The sequence below is a fragment of the Psychrobacter sp. UBA5136 genome, from assembly GCF_002414005.1.
Classification (GTDB): domain Bacteria; phylum Pseudomonadota; class Gammaproteobacteria; order Pseudomonadales; family Moraxellaceae; genus Psychrobacter.
This window is the reverse complement of the sequence record NZ_DHYG01000052.1, coordinates 16,848-36,113: the sequence shown is the minus strand read 5'-3', so window position 1 is coordinate 36,113 and position 19,266 is coordinate 16,848. Positions and strand designations below refer to the sequence as shown.

The following is a 19,266-nucleotide window of genomic DNA, read 5'->3' as shown; positions in this document are numbered from 1 at the left end:
GTTATCGCGCGATAAAATGGTTATTAGCCAGTTTATCAAAGCGATGTCGTTTAATATCAGCGTGTTTTGTCTTGATAAAAAACCTTATACTAAAAATTTTGGGTACTGATACATCCTATATATAGATAATTATCAGCGTTGTTCTTACAATTTATGGGGCATTATAGGGTATATCAAGGGATATAACACCCTTAAAATCAGATGAAACGCACAAGTTTGGCAACCTTTATAACGGCCATCGCCTGACTAACCAGTAGTAGCAACGGCGTAATATTGTCTGTAACAACAAGGAATTATTGTCGCAGCCTCTGCTTAATTGGCGCTCAACATGCTAAACTATAGCAAATCTTTGTGTAAATACCTAACTAAAAATGACAAACTCAAAAATGCCAACCGAACAGCCTATCCATGAAGCGCCCGCTATCTTTAATAGCAAAACGCGCCCGCAAAGTGCCGATGACGAAATCAGTAACTTTGAAAAGGTCAATTACCTTGAAGTCACGCGCCATCAGCACGACCAGCGTTTGGATAACTTTTTGCTTAATCGCCTAAAGGGTTTGCCGAAATCCCACATCTACAAGATGATTCGCTCAGATGAAGTGCGCGTTAATAATAAACGCTGTAAAGCGCATGACAGATTGCAGCGTGAAGACGTGGTGCGTATTGCGCCTGTACAGCTCGCGACCCGTGACAAACCGATTATCAGCGCTGAATTTGCCAATAGCTTATTGGCGCGGGTAGTCTACGAAGATGAGGGTCTAATCGTACTTAATAAGCCTGCTGGTATTGCTGTGCATGGCGGTAGTGGTTTAGATTTTGGCGTTATCGAGGCCATGCGCGAAGTGACAGGTAAAAAATATCTCGAGCTGATTCATCGTATCGATAAAGATACTTCAGGTCTGCTGATGATTTCTAAAAAGCGCTCAGCGTTGAAAGTGCTCCAGCAGCATCTTGTCGATAGAACCATTCAAAAGCATTATCTTTGCCTAGCGAAAGGTCAGCCTGCGCTCAATGAGCAGCGTATCGACGCGCCCTTACTGCGCTATACGCTGGCTAGCGGTGAGCGCAGGGTGAAAGTAGACGCCCAAGACCCACAGGCGAAAGAAAGCCAGACAGATATTATCGTGCATGGTCGCTTTACCTTAAATGAACAGCCAGTGAGCCTGCTTGAAGCAAAACCTTTGACCGGTCGCACCCATCAAATTCGCGTACATTTGGCGCATATCGGTCATGCTATTTTAGGTGATGATAAATACAATGTGCATGACAAATCGGGCGTGCATCGTTTGTGTTTACATGCGTGGCGTTTAGATATTCCTGGCTATGAAACCATTACCGCGCCATTACCAGATGAGATGAAAGATTGGTTACCAGCGGATATTCAGTTGCCTGAATAGTTTTTAAAGACTGTTTAAAGACTGATAGTCAATGCAGTTTTTAAATGATTATTTAACACAATCGTCACAGTTGCTTATTTGCGCATACATTCGCCAAATAAGTACCTGTGACGTTTTCATATTTGCCATTTGTTATTTTTAAAGGGTTAGACCATGACAGCACCTATCGCTAATAAAACAGCGCCAACCAATACTTCTGAATTAGCAGCCGAGCATCATTTAGCGGGTAAAAAGCTGATCATTTTTGATTGGGATGGCACCTTGATGGATTCGATTGGCCTAATCGTTGAGTCGATGCATATAGCGGGCGAGGCGCATGGCTTTAGGACTACCGATCAGGCCGTCAAAGACATTATCGGGCTGAGCTTAATGCACGGCATTGAGATTTTATATCCGCAAGCAAGCGATACGCAAAAGCTCGCCATTCAGCAAAGCTATGCAGAATACTATATTCCGAACAGCCATCGTACGCCGTTTTTTGCGCCTATTGAAAATATGCTCCTGACGTTAAAGCAGCAAGATAAACAGCTTGCAGTCGCCACTGGTAAGAAAAGAAGAGGGTTGGATCGAGTGTTAGATGGCTCTGACAGTCATCACTATTTTACCATCACGCGCTGTGCTGATGAATCCGGCTCCAAACCTGATCCGCAAATGCTGCGCGATATTTTAGATTACACCAACCAGCTAATCTCACAGGCAGTATTTATCGGTGACAGTATTTACGATATTCAAATGGCCAATCGCTTGGGCATGACCAGCATTGCCGTCAATTACGGCACAGCGTCAAGCAGCGAGCTTGCTGCTGAGCAACCGACTTATCAAGTGGACACGCCGCAAGAATTAGTGGCATTGTTATGTGCGTAAATAAAATCACCTTTAAGCTTGGCAAATAGAGTTTCTAAAAATATGACTATAAAAAAGGGTTTATCGTTATATACGTTAAACCGTTCTGAAAAACCTACCTAAACTTACCTGTAGTAGTTTAGTTTAGTGTTTTCTTTCTGCTTCATTGTCACGTGCCCCCTCTTGTTTAAGATTTGGTCTTACCACGACTCCACAGACTTTTTTGATTGGCGGTGGAACTCACCGTCCAATGAAAAAGGGTGCTATGTATTGGTCAGAGTGACTGACGCATTGTTTAAAATGTTAATGCTGGCGTTAATATCGCGATCGTGTGTTGTTTGGCATCTGAGGCAGGTCCAAGCGCGCCTATTTAATGTCAACTCATTCTTGCCAAGAATATGATTGCAGTTTGAACACGTTTTTGAGCTTGGATAAAACCTATCGACTAACTTTACGCTTTTACCTTGCTCACTGGCTTTATAAATAAGCTGGCGCTTAAACTCATAAAAACCCAAATCACTGATAGCGCGTGACAATCTACGGTTCTTCATCATGCCTTTGACGTTTAGATGCTCAATAGCAATGGTATTAAAGTCATGCACTAAGCTAGAGGTAAGTTTGTGCAGGCTATCTTGGCGAGTACATCTGATTTTATAATGAAGCCGTGACAGCTTGGTTTTCGCTTTGGCACGGTTTTTACTGCCTTTTTGTTTTCGGCTTAATGCTTTGCTAAGACGCCGAAGCTTTTTTAGATACAGCTTTAAAGGTTTTGGGGCTTTGATTTTTCGCCCATCGGATAGAGTCAGTAAATCGGTAACTCCTAAATCAATACCAACGCTTTTGCCTGTTTTTTTGGTAAATTTTATAGGAGTGGTGATCTCAACGGCAATGCTTACAAACCATTTACCGCCACGACTAAATATCTTAGCTGACAATATTTTGCCGTCAAATCGCAATGCCTCACGCATCTTAACCCACCCTAGATTTGGTATTCTTATCCTCCTGTCTTTAATGGCAAATTGATCATTTGATAGGTTAAATCGGTCATTAACGCCTTTTTTGCGAAACTTTGGGTATTTAGATTCGCCTTTAAAGAATCGCTGATAAGCATCACCCAACTGCATAATGGCAAGCTGTGGGGCGCACTTGGTAATCTCAAGCATAAAAGGGTATTTGTCACCCTTTATGGCGTTAAGCTTGCGCCTAAGCTTTGCTTGTGATGGTCGGTTTAATTTGTCTTGGTTAATGTCAATATTTTGGGCTTTGCAGTGGTCACGATATGCTTTATCAAGAGCGTATTGTCTTTGCCATTCCGCAAGCGCCCAATTGTAAGCAAGGCGAGCCACGCCACAAGCACGAGCAAAATACGTTGCTTGTTTATGATTAGGGTTTAACTCAATGACATGACCGCGAATCATGACAAACTTTCCTTGACTGCTTCTATTAATTTTTTATTTTTCTTGCTACGTGAGCCTTAAAGCCTTGCCGAAAAAACAGTGGTAATCTCAAGAACATCTTGAGCCAACTCTTCTTCAAATGATAGGTTTTCACCTTGATTGACAATAACAACTTCAACTTGACGCGCCTCGCAAAGTGCAAAAACAAGTTCGGCGCCAAAACGTAACAATCTGTCTTTATGAGTCAGAACCAGTCTGTCTATTTTATTATCAAGGATATCATCAAGAAGACGTTTTAAGCCTTTTTTATGGTAATTCATACCACTACCTAAGTCGCTTATCACTTCAAAAGACCAGCCTTGCTTAGCACAATATAATGCCAATAACTGTACTTAGGGCTCTAAATCAGGTTTTTAATCACGACTTGATACACGCGCATAAGCGATTGTTTTTCTACTCGCAATCTCCTGTTTGTGTAATAAGTTTGGATTAATCTTAGATAAATCATATCTACGATGACCTTTAGGGGTTCTTTGCGCGACAAGTTGCCCTGTCTCATCCCATCTTCTTAGGGTTGAGACTGACACGCTCAGCCCATCAGCAGCTTTTTTTATGCTTAATAATCTACTCATAATAGATAATTATACGTAGTTTGGATAGGTCTAAAAGAGCTGTTTATAACCCTTTTTTCTACTTATCGTTTGCAAAAGTGACTATATCTAAACTCGCCTTTAAATCATCCCTGAAATCATCAAACACGCAAATTTATTCAGTACCTTTTTGCTTATCAGCGGTTTAGTCGCCATTTTCTATGTCGTTTTCCATGACATTTTCTTGTTTTTCAGGAACAGATGACTCACTGTTTTTATCATCTTCCAGCTGATACTCGTACCAGTTGCCCATGACCCCTGCCAACTCATCAAGGCCTTCTTTTCTTAATGCGGAAAATAGCTGTATCGTACAGTCTAAGTCCAACTGCTTAAGTCTTTTACGAGTATTAAGCAGCGCAGTTTTAGAGGCACCGTATTTAAGCTTATCCGCTTTGGTCAGCAAGATATGCACCGGCAACTCGCCATCTTTTGCCCAGTGCAGCATTTGCTCATCAAAGAATTTAAGCGGATGACGGATATCTGTCATCAGTACCAAACCTGCAAGGCTGGCGCGCGATACCAGATATTCTTCCAGCTCAACCTGCCATTCTTTTTTCATCTCAAGCGGGACGGCAGCATAACCATAACCCGGCAAATCAACCAACCGTCTATCCGTGTCGCCAATGCTAAAAAAGTTAATCATCTGCGTGCGACCGGGTGTTTTAGACGAGCGAGCCAATTGACGCTGATTGGTCAGCGCATTGATAGCCGACGATTTCCCAGCGTTCGAGCGACCAGCAAAAGCAACTTCTAGCCCAGTATCCGGCGGACAAAGGCGAAAGGTCGGCGCGGACGTCATAAATTCAGTTTGCTGAATACGCTGACGGGCTTTGGTATTAAAATCCGCATGTTCGGCGGCGACATCTTTAAACGGGGTACTCATAAATGACTCATTAATCTTAAAAAATTAGATACGGTAGTGAAAAGTTTCTGAATTAAGTAGGGCTTTAAGGAGCGCCTAAAATGGGTGAGCGGCAAAACTTAGACCTCAATAAAATAGACGCTTCAAAATAGTACCTATTCTATACTATTATGCTGCTTAGTTATTGAAATAACGGCGAATACCCTCATATTATTCTTAACATAACCGGAAATTAAAGTAATTTTTATAGCAAAATTTTGCTTAATTAGACCGTTTTAACAAACCTAAACTATATTTATATATATTAATATGTCATATATTGTTACAATCTTTAGTGAGATAGATTGAATGATAGTTGAACGATAGACGCTTAATAAAATCATGGATTAAGCGCACGAAAAAAAGAGATGAGGTGTCCTATGTTTTCAATCACCGAAATTTTTGCCAAAAGCTGCCGCTTTTTAGTCACCAGTGGCGCTGCGCTAATCATTAGTACGGCCATGATAAGTCATGCTAGCGCCGCCGACACTGCCACCACCTATAATAACTCATGTGCCGCCTGTCACGATAGTGGTGCGCTAAATGCCATCAAAAAAGGCGATAGAGCAAAATGGCAACAGCTTATCAAACAAAAAGGCATGCCAGCACTGGTTAAATCCGTTAAAAATGGCATGATTCAAATGCCAGCAGGCGGCCTGTGCGACAATTGCAGTGACGACGACTACCGCAAGCTTATCGAATATATGAGCAAGTAGCAGACAGGTATTAAAAGTAAACCTGTATGTAAAGCAAGCCAGTATCAGCAGTATCTCAGCCTAAAAACTAAAATAGTCACTTAGATAAACGATATGAGGCGCGAGGTGGACAAACCTTTTGCGCTTTTTATTTTTATGCGTTTTGTTTTTTATACTTCTTGTTTTTTATTGAGTGAGCAAAGGCGATAGCCGTAGAAAAAATAGGCAATGCTACGATTAAGTAGGCAAATAGTAAAAAGTCTTGCTATAATAATCCAAAATAAACCCTGATATTAGTAAGTACTTTCGGGCTGCTTGTGATAAAGACCGCATAATAGATGGCTTAGCCGTTTAGATAATGGCTTGGTACCTGCTGTGTCTTTTGATAATGCAATCACTCTAAATAATGCTTACGTCGAGTTAGTAGGATTTGTATCAATGAAAAAGTTAATCGCTGCCGCCAGCTTATGTGTTGCAAGTTTCAGCGTACAAGCTGCTATTATTGTTCCTGAACATGACGTCAATGCAGGTAAGCAAATTGCAGAAACCGTTTGTGCGGCTTGTCATGGTGTTGATGGTGTCAGTCCTGTGCCAGCCCAGCCGAATCTTGGCGGTCAAAACGTAAAGTACTTATATAAACAATTGGTTAATTTTAAATCAGGCTACCGTAAAAACGGTATCATGCAATCACAAGTTGCCAATTTATCTCAGCAAGATTTAGCCAACGTCGCAGGCTATTATGCCAGCCAAAAACCTTGGGGCGTGGCATTTGGTAATCCTGCGACCACGCAAGAAGCAACTAAGCTATTTTTAGGTGGTGATAAATCACGCGGCGTGATCGCCTGTGCAGGCTGTCATGGTCCAGATGCAGCAGGTAACGTTTGGGCGGCATTTCCACGCTTAGGTGGTCAGCATGCAGAATATATTGCCACGCAGCTAAAGTTATTCCGTGCGGCGGGACGCGCTGATGATGTCGATAGCGAAGAGCAAAAACGTGTCAACGATGCGGAAAAAGAAGGCGAGAAGGGCATGATGCAAACGGTTGCTTCAAAGCTATCTGATCGCGATATTCGTATCTTGGCAGATTATGTGAGCGCGGTTCACTAATCCGCTACCGATTTAGCGGCTAAGCTTTTAACGGCTGTGACTTTCAACGTGCATAACGTGCATGGCTAGTTTAAATAAAAGTTGTCCCATTTCATGCAGCCGTTAGATGTAGCGATTAAACCCCGATTTCGGGGTTTTTTTATAACTGGCAGTCCTTATATAGCTGACATAGGCTTTGGTAACACCTATAAGAATTAAGTCGCCTTTATATAAAACTATCATAGAAAAGATAGGCAGTTATCAGTGCTTTATATCCTTAAATATTGTTCACTTTGAATCGCTTGGATTTAGATTATGATGATTCGCTACGCTTCTTACTTTATCGCCGCGCTGCTACCGCTATTATTATTTCGCTGGTTTGCCCCAGCATCCATAGGCGAGATCGATTTTTGGTTGCTATGGCTTTTGGCGATGCTACTGGTCTCGCTACCCGTGGTGTATGCTGAGATTGCTTTGGCTTACCGTAGTGCTGAGGCGCCCTTGGCTGGCATGCAAAAGCTTACGCGTGAGGCAGATGCCAGCGCCATGTGGCGCAGTTTTGGTTGGTTAGCGGCTCTGGTTTCCATCATTATTGCAGCGCTTGTCATATCCGGCGCCAGCACAGGAATTTTAGCGGCTTTAACAGAGCTCAATAGCGTGCCCGATGTATCAAGCTTTGCCATTGCGGCAGGGCTGATGGTCATCGCCGTCTTATTAAGCTTACTGGGCGTAGCGCCTCTACCAATTGGCTTAGGTCTAATGTTGGTTGGTTTGTTGTTAGGCGTCGCAAACGGCCTGCCAAATATTGCTTTTGCCATGACCGATGTCAGCTTGAGCGAGTGGGCGCGCGCCGTGGCTTTGGCATTGGTTAGTGTGGGTGCGGGTACAGGCTTATACTGGTTTGGTCAAAACCTAGTCAGCAAACAAGCAGTCACGGCGGTAGGGGCTGATAACCACAACGCGCAAAAATCCTCTCGCCATCATGCGGCGCAAGAGTATCGGGCGACCAAGCTGGTACTACCAATCTGGATATTACAGCTTGTGGTTGGCGTCGTTGCTTTATTTATCAGTGGCATGGCGCTACCACCCATTGGTCAGCTATTGTACTGGGTCGGCGTACTATTTGTGATCAGCTATTTACTTCATTATAGTACGCAGCAATTGGCGCATAAATTTGGTTTGCTGGTCAGTCTGGTGTTAACGCTTGTGCTAGCGCTATTGTTAGTCGTTGCTATACCCACCAATTGGCTGGTCGGTATCCTGGTGATTATCAGTAGTATCGCGGTGTTATTGCTGTCAATTTTTGCCGGTTGGCAGATGAAAATCAGCCATTTGCGTAAATCTTTAAACTTTGGTAATGAAGCCTTTTATAACTTATGGCGAGTGGCAATACGGTTAGTTGTGCCCCTAGCGCTACTTTTAGCCTTAGTCGGTTGGGTGATGCAGTGGTTAAGCTAACAGTTGATGCTAAGAATAGTAAAGCTAGCAATATTGCAACCAATAACGCTGAAGCTAACCACAACAGCAATAGTGGCAATGCGCAACACATTGAACAGAGTCATTTAATGACGGTATATCTGGCGTATGCAGAAGCGGCAGCGCGCCAGCATTATCTAACTATCCAAGTCAGTCAGGGTACAACTTTGTATGAAGCACTGGCGCAGGCGGGTTGGCTGACACAGTTTGCTGAGCTAGCAACATGGTGTAAACAGGTGGCTGATATGACGACGCCAACGGCTAGGCGTTGGCATGTTGGGGTATACGCACAAAAGCAGCCGCTAAACTATATATTGCAGCCTTTTGATCGGGTAGAGGTATATCGCAGCTTAAGCGCTGATCCTATGTCACAGCGCAAAAATAAATCTCGCGGTTGATGATTGGCAGTTGCAGGTTACTATAGTAAGTACAGTTAGTAGGTGCAGATTAAAACCGATAGAGTGCGACTGGAATGAATTTTTCGTAGCCTCTGTGATAGCAGCAAGCAAGGAAAATTTATACCAGTCGCACGTCGCTATTAACCTATCGATTTTATTACGAACTGACTATATTAAAACTATGAGGCAGGCAGGCTGTCGATACCTTCGATGCGAGTGACCAAACCATTATCATCGAAATAGACAATTAAATGCTGGCTGGCATTTTTGACATCGGCGATACCCTTACGGCGACCTTCTGTTCCTGCTTTATAATCATAAATATAATCCCAACGTTTTGGCGCTAGCGTATCTCTGATAGCTGGGCTACCAAGAATATAAAGCACCTGATTTTGATTCATACCCACTTGCAGTTTTTGCGCTTGCGCTTGGGTGATGGCGGTCCCTTGTGGCAAATCAATCTTATATACACTCAGTAATGAGCAGCCAGACACAGCCACAGTGGCACCAAGCATAGTAGTCATGGCAATCTTGCGTAATGCGTTTGCAGAGCTTAACGAACGAAAATTAAAGGTCTTTATCATGGTAAGATGACTCATAAAAAATGGGTTAGGCGCTGCTAAAAACCGATAATGGGGGTCTTGCAGGCAATCTTGCACAAATGATACGTCATTTACTTGCAATTGCCTACCACTTACGACATTATTTACCAAGCGCTATTTTGCCGCCTTTATTATTTATATTTAAATTCATACACTTGGCAGCAGTTTTTTATAAAAAAATGTCTTAAAAGCACGCTCAGTAATTGCCAGTTTTTTATGATAATCATTTTTTTATCAGTAATTCATAGCAACCATTGATGTTTATTTAACTCCTGTTTTTGAATTCATTTGCTAAGACTTTCATAGTCAGAAGGGATATTATGGCTTCTTTTACCAATCAAGATTTACGTAAAGCGGGTTTAAAAGTAACGTTACCACGTATCAAAATTTTAGAGCTGCTTGAGAGTGCGGAGCTGCATCACATGAGCGCAGAAGAGGTATATAAAGCGCTGATTGACCAAGGTGAGGATGTGGGGCTAGCAACCGTTTATCGCGTATTAACCCAGTTTGAGCAAGCGGGTATCGTTGAGCGCCACAACTTTGAAAACAATCTCTCAGTGTTTGAGATTACCCAAGAAGAGCATCACGATCATCTGGTTTGTGATGTGTGCGGCAAAATTGTCGAGTTCCATAACAAGACCATTGAAGAGGAGCAGACCAAAGTGGCGGCAGAGCATGGCTTTAAGCTATCTGGTCATTCTTTGGTACTATACGGTATTTGTGATAATCAAGCTTGTAGAGACAACGCCAAGTAAGCGTTTAAAAGTCCGACTATCTTATACTTTGATTTAAAGACTGTTAACTTGAAAGCTATTAATTTAAAAGCTATCAAAAAGCCCTCACCTGTGATGAGGGCTTTTTTATGACAAAAATCTCGTTAAGTAATGCCACGTTAAGTAAGCATGCTAGGTACTGTTCTACTAAGTAATATCTAACGATAAACTATCGGCGCCTTCATCTAAATTAGCCGCGCCATTCTTACCGCTTAATTTAATTTTTAGGCGTAAATCATTAGGGGAGTCGGCGTGGAGAATGGCTTCTTTATAGGTAATTTCACCATTTTCGTATAAGTCAAACAGCGCTTGGTCAAAGGTTTGCATGCCGCTATCGCGTGAGCGTGTCATCACATCTTTGATTTCATGCACCTCGCCTTTACGGATATAATCACTAATCAATTGTGAGTTTAATAAAATCTCAATAGCGGCGCGGCGTCCTTTACCATCGGGCGTGGGAATCAATTGCTGAGCGATAATGGCTTGCAAGTTTAAGGATAAATCCATAAACAATTGATTATGGCGACTGGTTTCAAAGAAGTGAATAATACGGTCGATTGCTTGGTTAGCGTTATTGGCATGCAATGTTGCAAAAACCAGATGCCCCGTTTCTGCGTATTGAATGGCGTAGCTCATGACTTCGCGGTTACGAATCTCACCAATCAAAATGACATCGGGCGCTTGGCGCAAGGTATTTTTTAGTCCCGCTTCAAAAGAATGGGTATCGATACCAACCTCGCGCTGGGTAATGATACAACCGCGATGCTTATGCACAAACTCAATCGGATCTTCGATGGTAATAATATGACCGTGTGAGTTTTGATTACGATGTCCAATCATCGCGGCAAGGGTAGTCGATTTGCCCGTACCTGTCGCGCCAACCAGCAATATAATTCCGCGCTTTTTCATGGCCAGCTCTTTTAGGGCGGGTGGCAGGCGCAGCTCTTCAACGGTCGGAATTTTATTTTCGATTTTCCGTAAAATCATCCCTGCCATGTCGCGCTGGATAAAGGCACTGACCCGAAAACGGGCTTGCTGCGCCTGATCCGAAATCGCAAATTGACACTCATTGGTCTCTTCAAACTCTTTTTGCTGGCTTGGCGTCATGACCCCTTTAACCAGTCTCATGGTTTGCTCAGCGGTTAATGGTGTTTTACCAACGGGCAAAATTTTGCCATTGATTTTCATGGACGGCGCGACGTCAGCAGTAATAAAAAGGTCAGAGCCATTTTTATTAATCATCAACTGTAAAAGTTTATCAATGTCCATAACGTACCTACATTTGGGATATATAGATTAAATTTGCTGCCATAAACTTTTAAAGCGTGCCAATAACGCTCATTAAAAATAAATAAAACCAAGCAAAAATCTATGAGTGTCTATTTGTGATTTTAACAAAAATTCGTGTGTTAACCTTTGGTACTGTGTAAATCATTGGTACTGTGTAAAGCAATACTAAATAAATGCTTCAGGCTGCTTGGCATAAGGGCGAGCAACGTCTTTACTAATCGTACCTTTTGAGACGAGGTTTTTGAGCGTTTGATCAAGGGTAATCATGCCTTCGCCAGCCCCCGTCTGAATAGCAGAATACATCTGCGCGATTTTGTTCTCACGTATTAAGTTACGAATCGCGGGCGTGCCGAGCATAATTTCATGGGCAGCAATACGTCCGCCCGTTTGGCGACGCAGTAGCGTTTGCGAGATAACGGCCTGTAATGATTCTGAGAGCATCGCCCGAATCATGTCTTTTTCGGCGGCAGGGAAGACGTCAATCACGCGGTCAATGGTTTTTGCCGCTGAGCTGGTGTGCAAGGTGCCAAAGACCAAATGCCCTGTTTCAGCGGCGGTCAATGCCAAGCGAATGGTCTCAAGGTCACGTAACTCACCAACGAGGATAACGTCTGGATCCTCACGTAGGGCAGAGCGCAGGGCGGGCTCGAAGCCTAGCGTGTCGCGGTGGACTTCACGTTGGTTAATGAGGCTCTTTTTAGACTCGTGGACAAATTCAATCGGGTCTTCAATGGTTAAAATATGCTCTTTACGGGTTTCATTGATATAATCAATCATTGCTGCAAGCGTGGTAGATTTCCCTGAGCCCGTTGGGCCTGTGACTAGAACGACGCCGCGTTTAAAGTCGGACACCCGTTTAAACACCTCACCCATACCTAGGTCTTCCATGGTGAGCACTTTAGATGGAATGGTACGAAAAACAGCGCCAGCACCGCGGTTTTGGTTAAAAGCGTTGACACGAAAGCGCGCTAAGTTTGGAATTTCAAAAGAAAAATCGGTCTCAAAAAACTCTTCAAAGTCGGCGCGTTGCTTATCATTCATGATGTCATAGATAAGCTGATGCACGACCTGATGCGTCATCTCAGGCATATTAATACGGGTCATCTCACCATCGACACGAATCATCGCTGGCATACCGGCTGAAATGTGTAAATCCGATGCTTTATGTTTAACGGTAAAGCGCAGCAAGTCTTCGATGTTTAAAGTATGCTTTTCTGCCATGATTGGATATTCCTATCAATAAATAAAGATGAGCCAAAAAGCGCTAGAACGTATCATCGTCCATGAGTCTATTCCGCTATTTAGAGGAGGCTCCTTAAAATTCGTCGGTCTTTACGGTTACCATTACGATGTTTTTTAGTAGTATTCGTGAGACCATGTAACAATATCATAACAAGACTGTGGTTATTTAACCATCTACTATATGAGGAAAATGCAAAAATAGTCCAGCTCTCCCTTGTTTTAGTAATATAACGTTACTGCTACTTCTTATTAAAATATTGATGATTTAAATTGTCATTTTCTTATCTCATTTCTTAACTCAAGAACCGCTAAAATAACTGCATAATTTCCCTGTGAGTCCTTTATGAACGATATCTCTAACCAACAAAATAACGAAAACCATTTCGATGCTGCAAAATTAATTAAAAACTGGCAGCAAGTAAGCGAACAGGTGGCGCAGGCTTGTAACATTGCTACAAGAAAAGAGGACGATATTACCCTGCTAGCGGTGTCCAAAACCAAACCTGCCGAGATGATTGCGGCTTTAGCGCGTCAAGGGCAGCGTGATTTTGGTGAAAACTATCTGCAAGAAGCGCTTGAGAAAATACAGGCTTTAAAAGAGCAGGCGGAATGCAAGCGCATCGTTTGGCATTATATTGGCAGTATTCAGCGTAATAAAACCCGTGATATTGCTGAGCATTTTGATTGGGTACAAACGCTTGAGCGGGAGATTATTGCCAGACGCCTAAACGAGCAACGTCCCGCAGAGCTGCCAGCGCTTAATGTGCTGGTACAAGTCAATATTGACAATGAAGACAGTAAGTCAGGATGCCTGCCAACTGAGCTTTCGGGTTTGATAAGCGCTATTAAACATTATGAACGCTTGCAATTACGCGGGCTGATGATTATTCCCGCAAAAACCAGCACCGATGCCTTTGCTCGCACCAAGCAGTTATTTGACAATATCAAGCGTGAACATCCAGAGTTACAGCAGTGGGATACGCTGAGTATGGGCATGAGTGATGATATGAGCGCCGCCATTGCCAACGGCTCGACCATGGTACGCGTTGGCACGGCAATATTTGGTGCGCGAGCCTGATTTTAGTCATGCCATTAAATCCATTAAGCAAATCATCTAAAGGATAAATTTTTTAAATTTGCATGGCTATCAATTTTGACATCTACTTTAAAATGCATCTTTTATAAAACTGTGTCTTCAAGCTTAGTGACGAGTAGCTGGGTAATTTTGAGGTTGTCGGTTGCGATAATCTCAAAACGATAATTGGCGTACTCGATGGTATCCGTTTTCTTAGGAATTTTACGCAGCATATACATCATAAAGCCGCTAATGGTTTCATAGTTTTGGCTGCGCGGTAAATTGACAATATCTAGCGCCCGAACCACGTCTTCAATAGGCGTCATACCATCGATGAGCCAAGAATTGTCGGTACGCTGGACGATGGGCTGTTCCTCAACGGTCACCAACTCCCCCATGACAATGCTCATCACATCGCGCAGGGTAATAACGCCAACGACTAAGCCATACTCATTGACGATAACGGCAAAATCAGCGCCCGTTGATTTAAACATCTCCAACACTTCAAATAAAGACAAGGTATCCGGTACAAATAACGCTGGTTTTAATAGCGTCTTGTCGGTTAGGCTGACTTCTTGCTGATTTAGCACTAAGGCTAAAAAGCTGCGCGACTCGACATAGCCGATAATTTGCTCTAAATCATCTTCGTGACAGACCAAAAACTTATTGTGCGGCTGCGCAATCATCACCTCGACCACTTCCTCGGTGCGGGTCTTGCTGTCAAAATAGATGATATGCTCGCGCGGGTTCATGACGGAGGTGACGGTACGTTCCTGCATCTCAAAGATATTTTCGATCAAGTGGTGTTCTTGCTTTTTAATTACCCCAGCTTCAGCGCCAGCATCCATCACGGCATAGATATCTTCTGGCGTCATATCATCTTGGCGCGTGGTTGAGATACTGAGTAAATCAAAAATAAGGTTTGCTGCGCCATCAAACACCAAAATCACCGGTTTAAAAATAAACGTCAGCGCCATCATAGGGCGTACCAGTCGCACCGCAAAGATTTCTGCATTCGACATCGCCAAACGCCTGGGCATTAAGTCGGCAAGTAGGGAAAATAAGCTGGTAATCAGGACGAATGAGATGACGGATGACACCGCTTCGTTATTGACTAATAGCTGCAAATAAGGACTAATCGCCGACTCGCCAACCGCTCCTGCTGAGATGGCAACCGCATTTAACACCACTTGCACCACAGTAATAAATCCACCGGGGTTTTCTTGCATATGCAGGACATCAAGGGCGCGGACTTCGCCTTCTTTGGCCATGATTTGCAGCTTAATCTTGCGCCCAGCAGCGATAGCAATCTCTGCCCCAGAAACAAAAGCACTCAAGGTAAGTAATAAAAGAAGGAAAACACTAGCGGTTAGCAAACTCATGACGGACTCGAAGAACGATAGGTAGGGTAGTTCAATTAAAAGTAGTAGTTAAAACAGTGACAAGTAAAGGATTAAGGGTAAATATTTGGATGTATCAATAGATGAGCAATATGTTTGGCAATAAAAACTAAAAAAGCTGGGTAAGTACCCAGCTTATTATAGAATATTTTGATTATATTATATCAAATTATATAAAAACTTAAAGTTATTCAACCTTTTAGCGACTATTCAAATTAAGAGTCAATTTAAAATAAAGACAAATCAAAAAGGTTGCAATGATACCTTTAAATGAGCCCTTTCATAGTAGCGCTTAGCCCTTGATTGACCACTTATTGACGAGTGGGAAACGGCGCTCACGGCCAAAGGCTTTATGGCTAATTTTCGTGCCAATCGGCGCTTGGGCGCGTTTAAACTCGTTATTGTCCACCATTTTAATCACTCTAGCGACCAAATCGGCATCAAAACCTTTATCGACAATGTCCTGATAGCCCATATCTTCGTCGATATATGACATCAAGATACCATCTAGCACATCATATTCAGGTAAATTGTCTTGGTCTTCTTGGCCAGGACTTAGCTCAGCCGATGGCGGACGTACAATCACGCGCTCAGGGATAACGGGCGTGTCCTCTAAACGGTTGCGATAACTGGCAAGTTTATAAACCTGCGTTTTGTAAACGTCTTTTAGCACATCAAAGCCGCCCGCCATATCACCGTATAAGGTTGAATAGCCAACCGCTATCTCTGATTTATTACCCGTGGTGATGACCAAATGACCAAACTTATTGGACAAGGCCATCAGCACCACACCGCGTGCGCGCGCTTGGATATTCTCTTCGGTGGTATCGACAGGCGATTTGCTAAATAGGGGCGCTAGCGTATGACGAATGCCCTCAACCGCATCAAAAATCGGACAAACCGTATAAGAAACATTTAAGCGGCGTGCTTGCGCCTGCGCGTCTTCTAAGCTGATTTGCGAGGTATACTCATAAGGCATCATGACCGCATAGACCTTATCGGCGCCTAGGGCATCGACGGCGATACACAAGGTTAAGGCTGAATCAATACCGCCCGATAAGCCAACGATAATGCCAGAGAAACCTGAGAGGTTGACATAATCACGCAAACCAACGACGAGCGCTTGGTACATCTCTGACTCGCGGCTTAATGATAAAGGCGCTTTTGCTTGCGTATCAAATTTTGCCGTTTTTACATCGAATGTCGCCAGCATGAGCTGATTCATAAAGCGGGATGCTTCGTGGGCAACGCTGCCGTCGGCTTGAACGGCCATAGAGCCGCCGTCAAACACTAAATCATCCTGACCACCAACGGCATTTAGATAAATGATAGGCAGATCGTTTTCGCGACTACGTTTGGCGAGCATGGTTTTACGATTGTCTTGTTTTTCAATCTCAAACGGAGAGGCGTTTAGGCAGACAATAAGGTCGGCACCTTGTTTTTTAAGCTCGGCTATAGGGCCTTTTTCCCACAGATCTTCGCAGATAAGCAGGCCAATAGTGATGCCCTTATAGTCAAATAAAACTTGATTGCGACCTTTATCAAAATAACGGCGCTCATCAAAGACGCCATAGTTTGGCAAGATTTGCTTATGATAAAAGCCTTTTTGATGGCCATTATGCAAAATAGCTGCCGAGTTAAAGGTGCCATGATGATCGACGTGCGGATAGCCAACAATCATCACGATATCATCGATGTCACTTAAGCTTGACAACGCGCTTTTGACCCGGCCAGACAAGCTTGGGCGTAGTAATAAATCTTGCGGTGGGTAACCAAGTAGCGCCAGTTCTGGAAAAACGATGACATCAGCACCTTGCTCACGTGCTTGCAGTGCCAACGTACGCATTTTTTCAGCATTGCCAGTGATATCACCGACTAAAAAATGGGACTGGGCTAACGCAAAGGTCACGCTATCTGGCGATTTAGCAGCCATACTGGCGTCATTTGACGAAGTTAAGTTGGGGTTATCAGTATCTTTTGCAGTGTCTTTTGACATTGTTATTGTTCCTATCAATAGGTTGTTTAAATGTATTGAATCCATTTTGGTTTCAAATAAAACCAAATCAAAATAATTTGTGAAATTAACGCAAAATATCAGTGTTTATTTATGCTCTGTTTACCTAAGCTCTGTTTATTTGTGCTCTCAAAACAGACTCTTAAATAGGGAGTCTATGCTGAAGGCAACGCTTGAATAGGCATTTATGCCATGCTTATCGGCAATAGCAAAATGTGCAGCGCCGCTCTAAAAGTGTGTGTTTCAGACTGTCTAGAGTAGGGTAACACATGAGGATTGCGAGAAATAATTTTAAAAATGCTGGGGCTGGTTCCAATAAAAATAAATAAAATCAAACCCACTTAACGGCATTTAAACGCTCAAATTAATTTCTTTAGTATAACATCAATTGTCCGTACGAATAGAACTGAGCAGTGATTTAGCGCGCGCGATATCACAGCAGACGTCAATAAAAAGGCGATAAATGACCATCCTTTTAAAGCAATAATTCTACTCGATAATTTTTAAAAGGACGTATCAATATTCGTGCCTGCGGCGTACAGATAAATGTAAGTAAAGATTACAACATAGCCTTATTTATTTGGCTAACTTTAAGGCATAATAAGTCGTTGTTATGGTTTGGTTTAACCTACTATTTGTAACCAAATAACGAAGACTTGCCGCTTTGTCTAAAATTGATTAGCCAAAACTTATTACTCAAAAATTACTATATTAAACACTCGCTAATGGATACAGCGACGGACATGGTCTGTTACTGTTTTCCACCTATTTATAAACGTTACAGCAGAGCCAAAAGGGCTTTCTGCTGCCCGCTCTTGGTTTATACACTATGATTGAAAACTGGACAAAAGAATTTATTATTCAGCGCTTATTGGCCATTACTCTGCTGGTGGTGCTGATTGTATTGTGTTTCCAAGTTGTACAGTTTTTTATTGTACCGGCGCTGTGGGCAGCGATTTTAGCGTACGTGACCTTTCCTATTTATAATTTTTTTCACCAGCGGGTGCGCTTTAGCTCAAACTTAAGCGCTGCTATTATGACGGTGAGCATCACGCTTATAATAGGTCTGCCGATTGTCGTCGGTGTCTTTATCTTGCAGCAAGAAGCGCTAAGTTTAATCAGCAATTTAATCTATCGCATCAAAGTTGGCTATTTAGACGTGCCAGACTCTATCAAGGATTTGCCTGTGATCGGTCAGCAAGTCAAAGATATGCTGTGGAGAATCAACAAAAACCCTGAGGGAACGCTAGAGGCTTTTCGTCTGTGGGTGCAGTCGCATCTGTATTATGGCAAAGTGGCTTTCGATGTCGTGTTTAGTGGTCTTGCCAAGCTTGGTATGGCGCTGATGACGCTGTTTTTCTTTTATCGCGATGGCACAAGTTTGGTACGTCAAATCCGCCAAGCGTTACGCAATATCATTGGTAATCGTATTGATGGTTATATTGATTCTGTCGGTACGACCACGCGCGCGGTGGTGTACGGTATTGGCCTGACCGCTTTAGCACAGGCGCTGATTGCGGGTGTTGGTTACTATTTTGCTGGCGCCCCAAGTCCTATTTTACTCACCATTGTGACTTTTATTATTGCTTTAATCCCCTTTGGCACGCCATTTGTTTGGGGCGGGGTATCGATTTGGTTATTAAGCCAAGGGCATACCGTAGAAGGGATTGGCTTGGCGCTGTGGGGCATATTGGTTATCAGCTGGGTTGACAACCTTATCCGCCCTATCGTTATTAGTGGCGCGACCAAAATTCCTTTTATCATTATTTTTATCGGCGTACTGGGCGGTTTGACGGCGTTTGGTTTTGTAGGGCTATTTATCGGCCCTGTGGTATTGGCAATCGGTCTTGCCGTGTGGCGCGAGTGGATATCGCAGCATAAGAATGAGTTATTCGCTCAGCAAGAAGGCATGCTTACTGACGCGCAGCTGCAATCTAAAGTCACTGAGCAAAATACAGACGAAAACATCGTTTCTGCTGATTAGCGCGTATCCTTAATTTAAGTAACCATTTAAACAAAAATAAAGT

At 43.0% G+C, this 19,266-nt stretch carries 16 protein-coding genes and 1 pseudogene; 9 read left to right on the top strand and 8 right to left on the bottom strand.

Annotated features, from left to right (window positions below; translation table 11 throughout):
* Positions 1-371 precede the first annotated feature (371 nt).
* Both B4240_RS07420 and B4240_RS07415 read left to right on the top strand, forming a co-directional pair.
* A complete protein-coding gene (locus B4240_RS07420; protein WP_296237929.1) occupies positions 372-1,397 on the top strand; it encodes an RluA family pseudouridine synthase in 1,026 nt (341 codons plus the stop codon).
* Between the two features lie 153 nt (positions 1,398-1,550).
* The gene (locus B4240_RS07415) at positions 1,551-2,261 is read left to right on the top strand and encodes an HAD-IA family hydrolase (protein WP_296237927.1); all 711 of its coding nucleotides are present in this window, start codon (positions 1,551-1,553) and stop codon (positions 2,259-2,261) included.
* Positions 2,262-2,503: 242 nt separating this feature from the next.
* On the opposite strand, the gene B4240_RS07410 is transcribed toward B4240_RS07415, so the two are convergent.
* The 3 genes and pseudogenes from B4240_RS07410 to yihA all read right to left on the bottom strand — a co-directional run bounded on the left by B4240_RS07410 (position 2,504) and on the right by yihA (position 5,170).
* Positions 2,504-3,658: an RNA-guided endonuclease InsQ/TnpB family protein gene (locus B4240_RS07410; protein ID WP_296237925.1), complete on the bottom strand. Its 1,155-nt coding sequence runs from the start codon at positions 3,656-3,658 to the stop codon at positions 2,504-2,506.
* A 56-nt stretch (positions 3,659-3,714) separates the two neighbouring features.
* A pseudogene (locus B4240_RS07405) lies at positions 3,715-4,269 on the bottom strand (IS607 family transposase).
* Between the two features lie 163 nt (positions 4,270-4,432).
* Entirely contained in the window at positions 4,433-5,170 is a 738-nt protein-coding gene (gene yihA, locus B4240_RS07400; protein ID WP_296237923.1) for a ribosome biogenesis GTP-binding protein YihA/YsxC, read from the bottom strand.
* A gap of 398 nt (positions 5,171-5,568) precedes the next feature.
* Here yihA and B4240_RS07395 point away from each other — a divergent pair, with 398 nt between their 5' ends.
* From B4240_RS07395 to B4240_RS07380, 4 genes are all read left to right on the top strand, one after another.
* Positions 5,569-5,904 (top strand): c-type cytochrome, encoded by a 336-nt coding sequence (locus B4240_RS07395; protein WP_296237921.1) that lies wholly within the window; start codon positions 5,569-5,571, stop codon positions 5,902-5,904.
* 417 nt (positions 5,905-6,321) lie between these two features.
* Positions 6,322-6,990, top strand: a complete 669-nt coding sequence (locus B4240_RS07390) for a c-type cytochrome (RefSeq protein WP_296237919.1) — start codon at positions 6,322-6,324, stop codon at positions 6,988-6,990.
* Between the two features lie 294 nt (positions 6,991-7,284).
* Positions 7,285-8,427: a hypothetical protein gene (locus B4240_RS07385; protein ID WP_296237918.1), complete on the top strand. Its 1,143-nt coding sequence runs from the start codon at positions 7,285-7,287 to the stop codon at positions 8,425-8,427.
* Positions 8,415-8,843, top strand: a complete 429-nt coding sequence (locus tag B4240_RS07380; protein ID WP_296237916.1) for an RnfH family protein — start codon at positions 8,415-8,417, stop codon at positions 8,841-8,843. The genes B4240_RS07385 and B4240_RS07380 overlap by 13 nt, the downstream gene beginning before the upstream one ends.
* A gap of 179 nt (positions 8,844-9,022) precedes the next feature.
* Here the strand turns inward: B4240_RS07380 and B4240_RS07375 are convergent, their stop codons facing one another.
* Positions 9,023-9,442 carry an outer membrane protein assembly factor BamE gene (locus B4240_RS07375; RefSeq protein WP_296237914.1) on the bottom strand — a complete coding sequence of 140 codons (420 nt, stop codon included), beginning with the start codon at positions 9,440-9,442 and terminating at the stop codon, positions 9,023-9,025.
* A 323-nt stretch (positions 9,443-9,765) separates the two neighbouring features.
* On the opposite strand from B4240_RS07375, the gene fur reads away from it, so the two are divergent.
* Positions 9,766-10,200: a ferric iron uptake transcriptional regulator gene (gene fur / locus B4240_RS07370; RefSeq protein ID WP_068406404.1), complete on the top strand. Its 435-nt coding sequence runs from the start codon at positions 9,766-9,768 to the stop codon at positions 10,198-10,200.
* Positions 10,201-10,365: 165 nt separating this feature from the next.
* On the opposite strand, the gene B4240_RS07365 is transcribed toward fur, so the two are convergent.
* On the bottom strand, positions 10,366-11,487 hold the full coding sequence (locus B4240_RS07365) for a PilT/PilU family type 4a pilus ATPase (RefSeq protein WP_296237912.1): 1,122 nt from the start codon (positions 11,485-11,487) through the stop codon (positions 10,366-10,368).
* 186 nt (positions 11,488-11,673) lie between these two features.
* The gene (locus B4240_RS07360; RefSeq protein ID WP_296237910.1) at positions 11,674-12,729 is read right to left on the bottom strand and encodes a type IV pilus twitching motility protein PilT; all 1,056 of its coding nucleotides are present in this window, start codon (positions 12,727-12,729) and stop codon (positions 11,674-11,676) included.
* A 364-nt stretch (positions 12,730-13,093) separates the two neighbouring features.
* Here B4240_RS07360 and B4240_RS07355 point away from each other — a divergent pair, with 364 nt between their 5' ends.
* Complete coding sequence (locus B4240_RS07355; RefSeq protein WP_296237908.1) at positions 13,094-13,828, top strand: YggS family pyridoxal phosphate-dependent enzyme; 735 nt, start codon at positions 13,094-13,096, stop codon at positions 13,826-13,828.
* A gap of 101 nt (positions 13,829-13,929) precedes the next feature.
* Here B4240_RS07355 and B4240_RS07350 read toward each other — a convergent pair whose 3' ends face one another.
* On the bottom strand, positions 13,930-15,207 hold the full coding sequence (locus B4240_RS07350) for a hemolysin family protein (RefSeq protein ID WP_296237906.1): 1,278 nt from the start codon (positions 15,205-15,207) through the stop codon (positions 13,930-13,932).
* 310 nt (positions 15,208-15,517) lie between these two features.
* Positions 15,518-17,221 (bottom strand): NAD+ synthase, encoded by a 1,704-nt coding sequence (locus B4240_RS07345; protein WP_414707105.1) that lies wholly within the window; start codon positions 17,219-17,221, stop codon positions 15,518-15,520.
* Positions 17,222-18,068: 847 nt separating this feature from the next.
* On the opposite strand from B4240_RS07345, the gene B4240_RS07340 reads away from it, so the two are divergent.
* Positions 18,069-19,223, top strand: a complete 1,155-nt coding sequence (locus tag B4240_RS07340; RefSeq protein WP_296237904.1) for an AI-2E family transporter — start codon at positions 18,069-18,071, stop codon at positions 19,221-19,223.
* Positions 19,224-19,266 lie beyond the last annotated feature (43 nt).

Excerpts from the sequence above, each read along its gene's own strand:
- B4240_RS07420 (WP_296237929.1), top strand. The coding sequence starts at position 372 with ATGACAAACTCAAAAATGCCAACCGAACAGCCTATCCATGAAGCGCCC.
- B4240_RS07415 (WP_296237927.1), top strand. The coding sequence starts at position 1,551 with ATGACAGCACCTATCGCTAATAAAACAGCGCCAACCAATACTTCTGAA.
- B4240_RS07410 (WP_296237925.1), bottom strand. The coding sequence starts at position 3,658 with ATGATTCGCGGTCATGTCATTGAGTTAAACCCTAATCATAAACAAGCA.
- yihA (WP_296237923.1), bottom strand. The coding sequence starts at position 5,170 with ATGAGTACCCCGTTTAAAGATGTCGCCGCCGAACATGCGGATTTTAAT.
- B4240_RS07395 (WP_296237921.1), top strand. The coding sequence starts at position 5,569 with ATGTTTTCAATCACCGAAATTTTTGCCAAAAGCTGCCGCTTTTTAGTC.
- B4240_RS07390 (WP_296237919.1), top strand. The coding sequence starts at position 6,322 with ATGAAAAAGTTAATCGCTGCCGCCAGCTTATGTGTTGCAAGTTTCAGC.
- B4240_RS07385 (WP_296237918.1), top strand. The coding sequence starts at position 7,285 with ATGATGATTCGCTACGCTTCTTACTTTATCGCCGCGCTGCTACCGCTA.
- B4240_RS07375 (WP_296237914.1), bottom strand. The coding sequence starts at position 9,442 with ATGAGTCATCTTACCATGATAAAGACCTTTAATTTTCGTTCGTTAAGC.
- fur (WP_068406404.1), top strand. The coding sequence starts at position 9,766 with ATGGCTTCTTTTACCAATCAAGATTTACGTAAAGCGGGTTTAAAAGTA.
- B4240_RS07365 (WP_296237912.1), bottom strand. The coding sequence starts at position 11,487 with ATGGACATTGATAAACTTTTACAGTTGATGATTAATAAAAATGGCTCT.
- B4240_RS07360 (WP_296237910.1), bottom strand. The coding sequence starts at position 12,729 with ATGGCAGAAAAGCATACTTTAAACATCGAAGACTTGCTGCGCTTTACC.
- B4240_RS07355 (WP_296237908.1), top strand. The coding sequence starts at position 13,094 with ATGAACGATATCTCTAACCAACAAAATAACGAAAACCATTTCGATGCT.
- B4240_RS07350 (WP_296237906.1), bottom strand. The coding sequence starts at position 15,207 with ATGAGTTTGCTAACCGCTAGTGTTTTCCTTCTTTTATTACTTACCTTG.
- B4240_RS07345 (WP_414707105.1), bottom strand. The coding sequence starts at position 17,221 with ATGTCAAAAGACACTGCAAAAGATACTGATAACCCCAACTTAACTTCG.
- B4240_RS07340 (WP_296237904.1), top strand. The coding sequence starts at position 18,069 with ATGATTGAAAACTGGACAAAAGAATTTATTATTCAGCGCTTATTGGCC.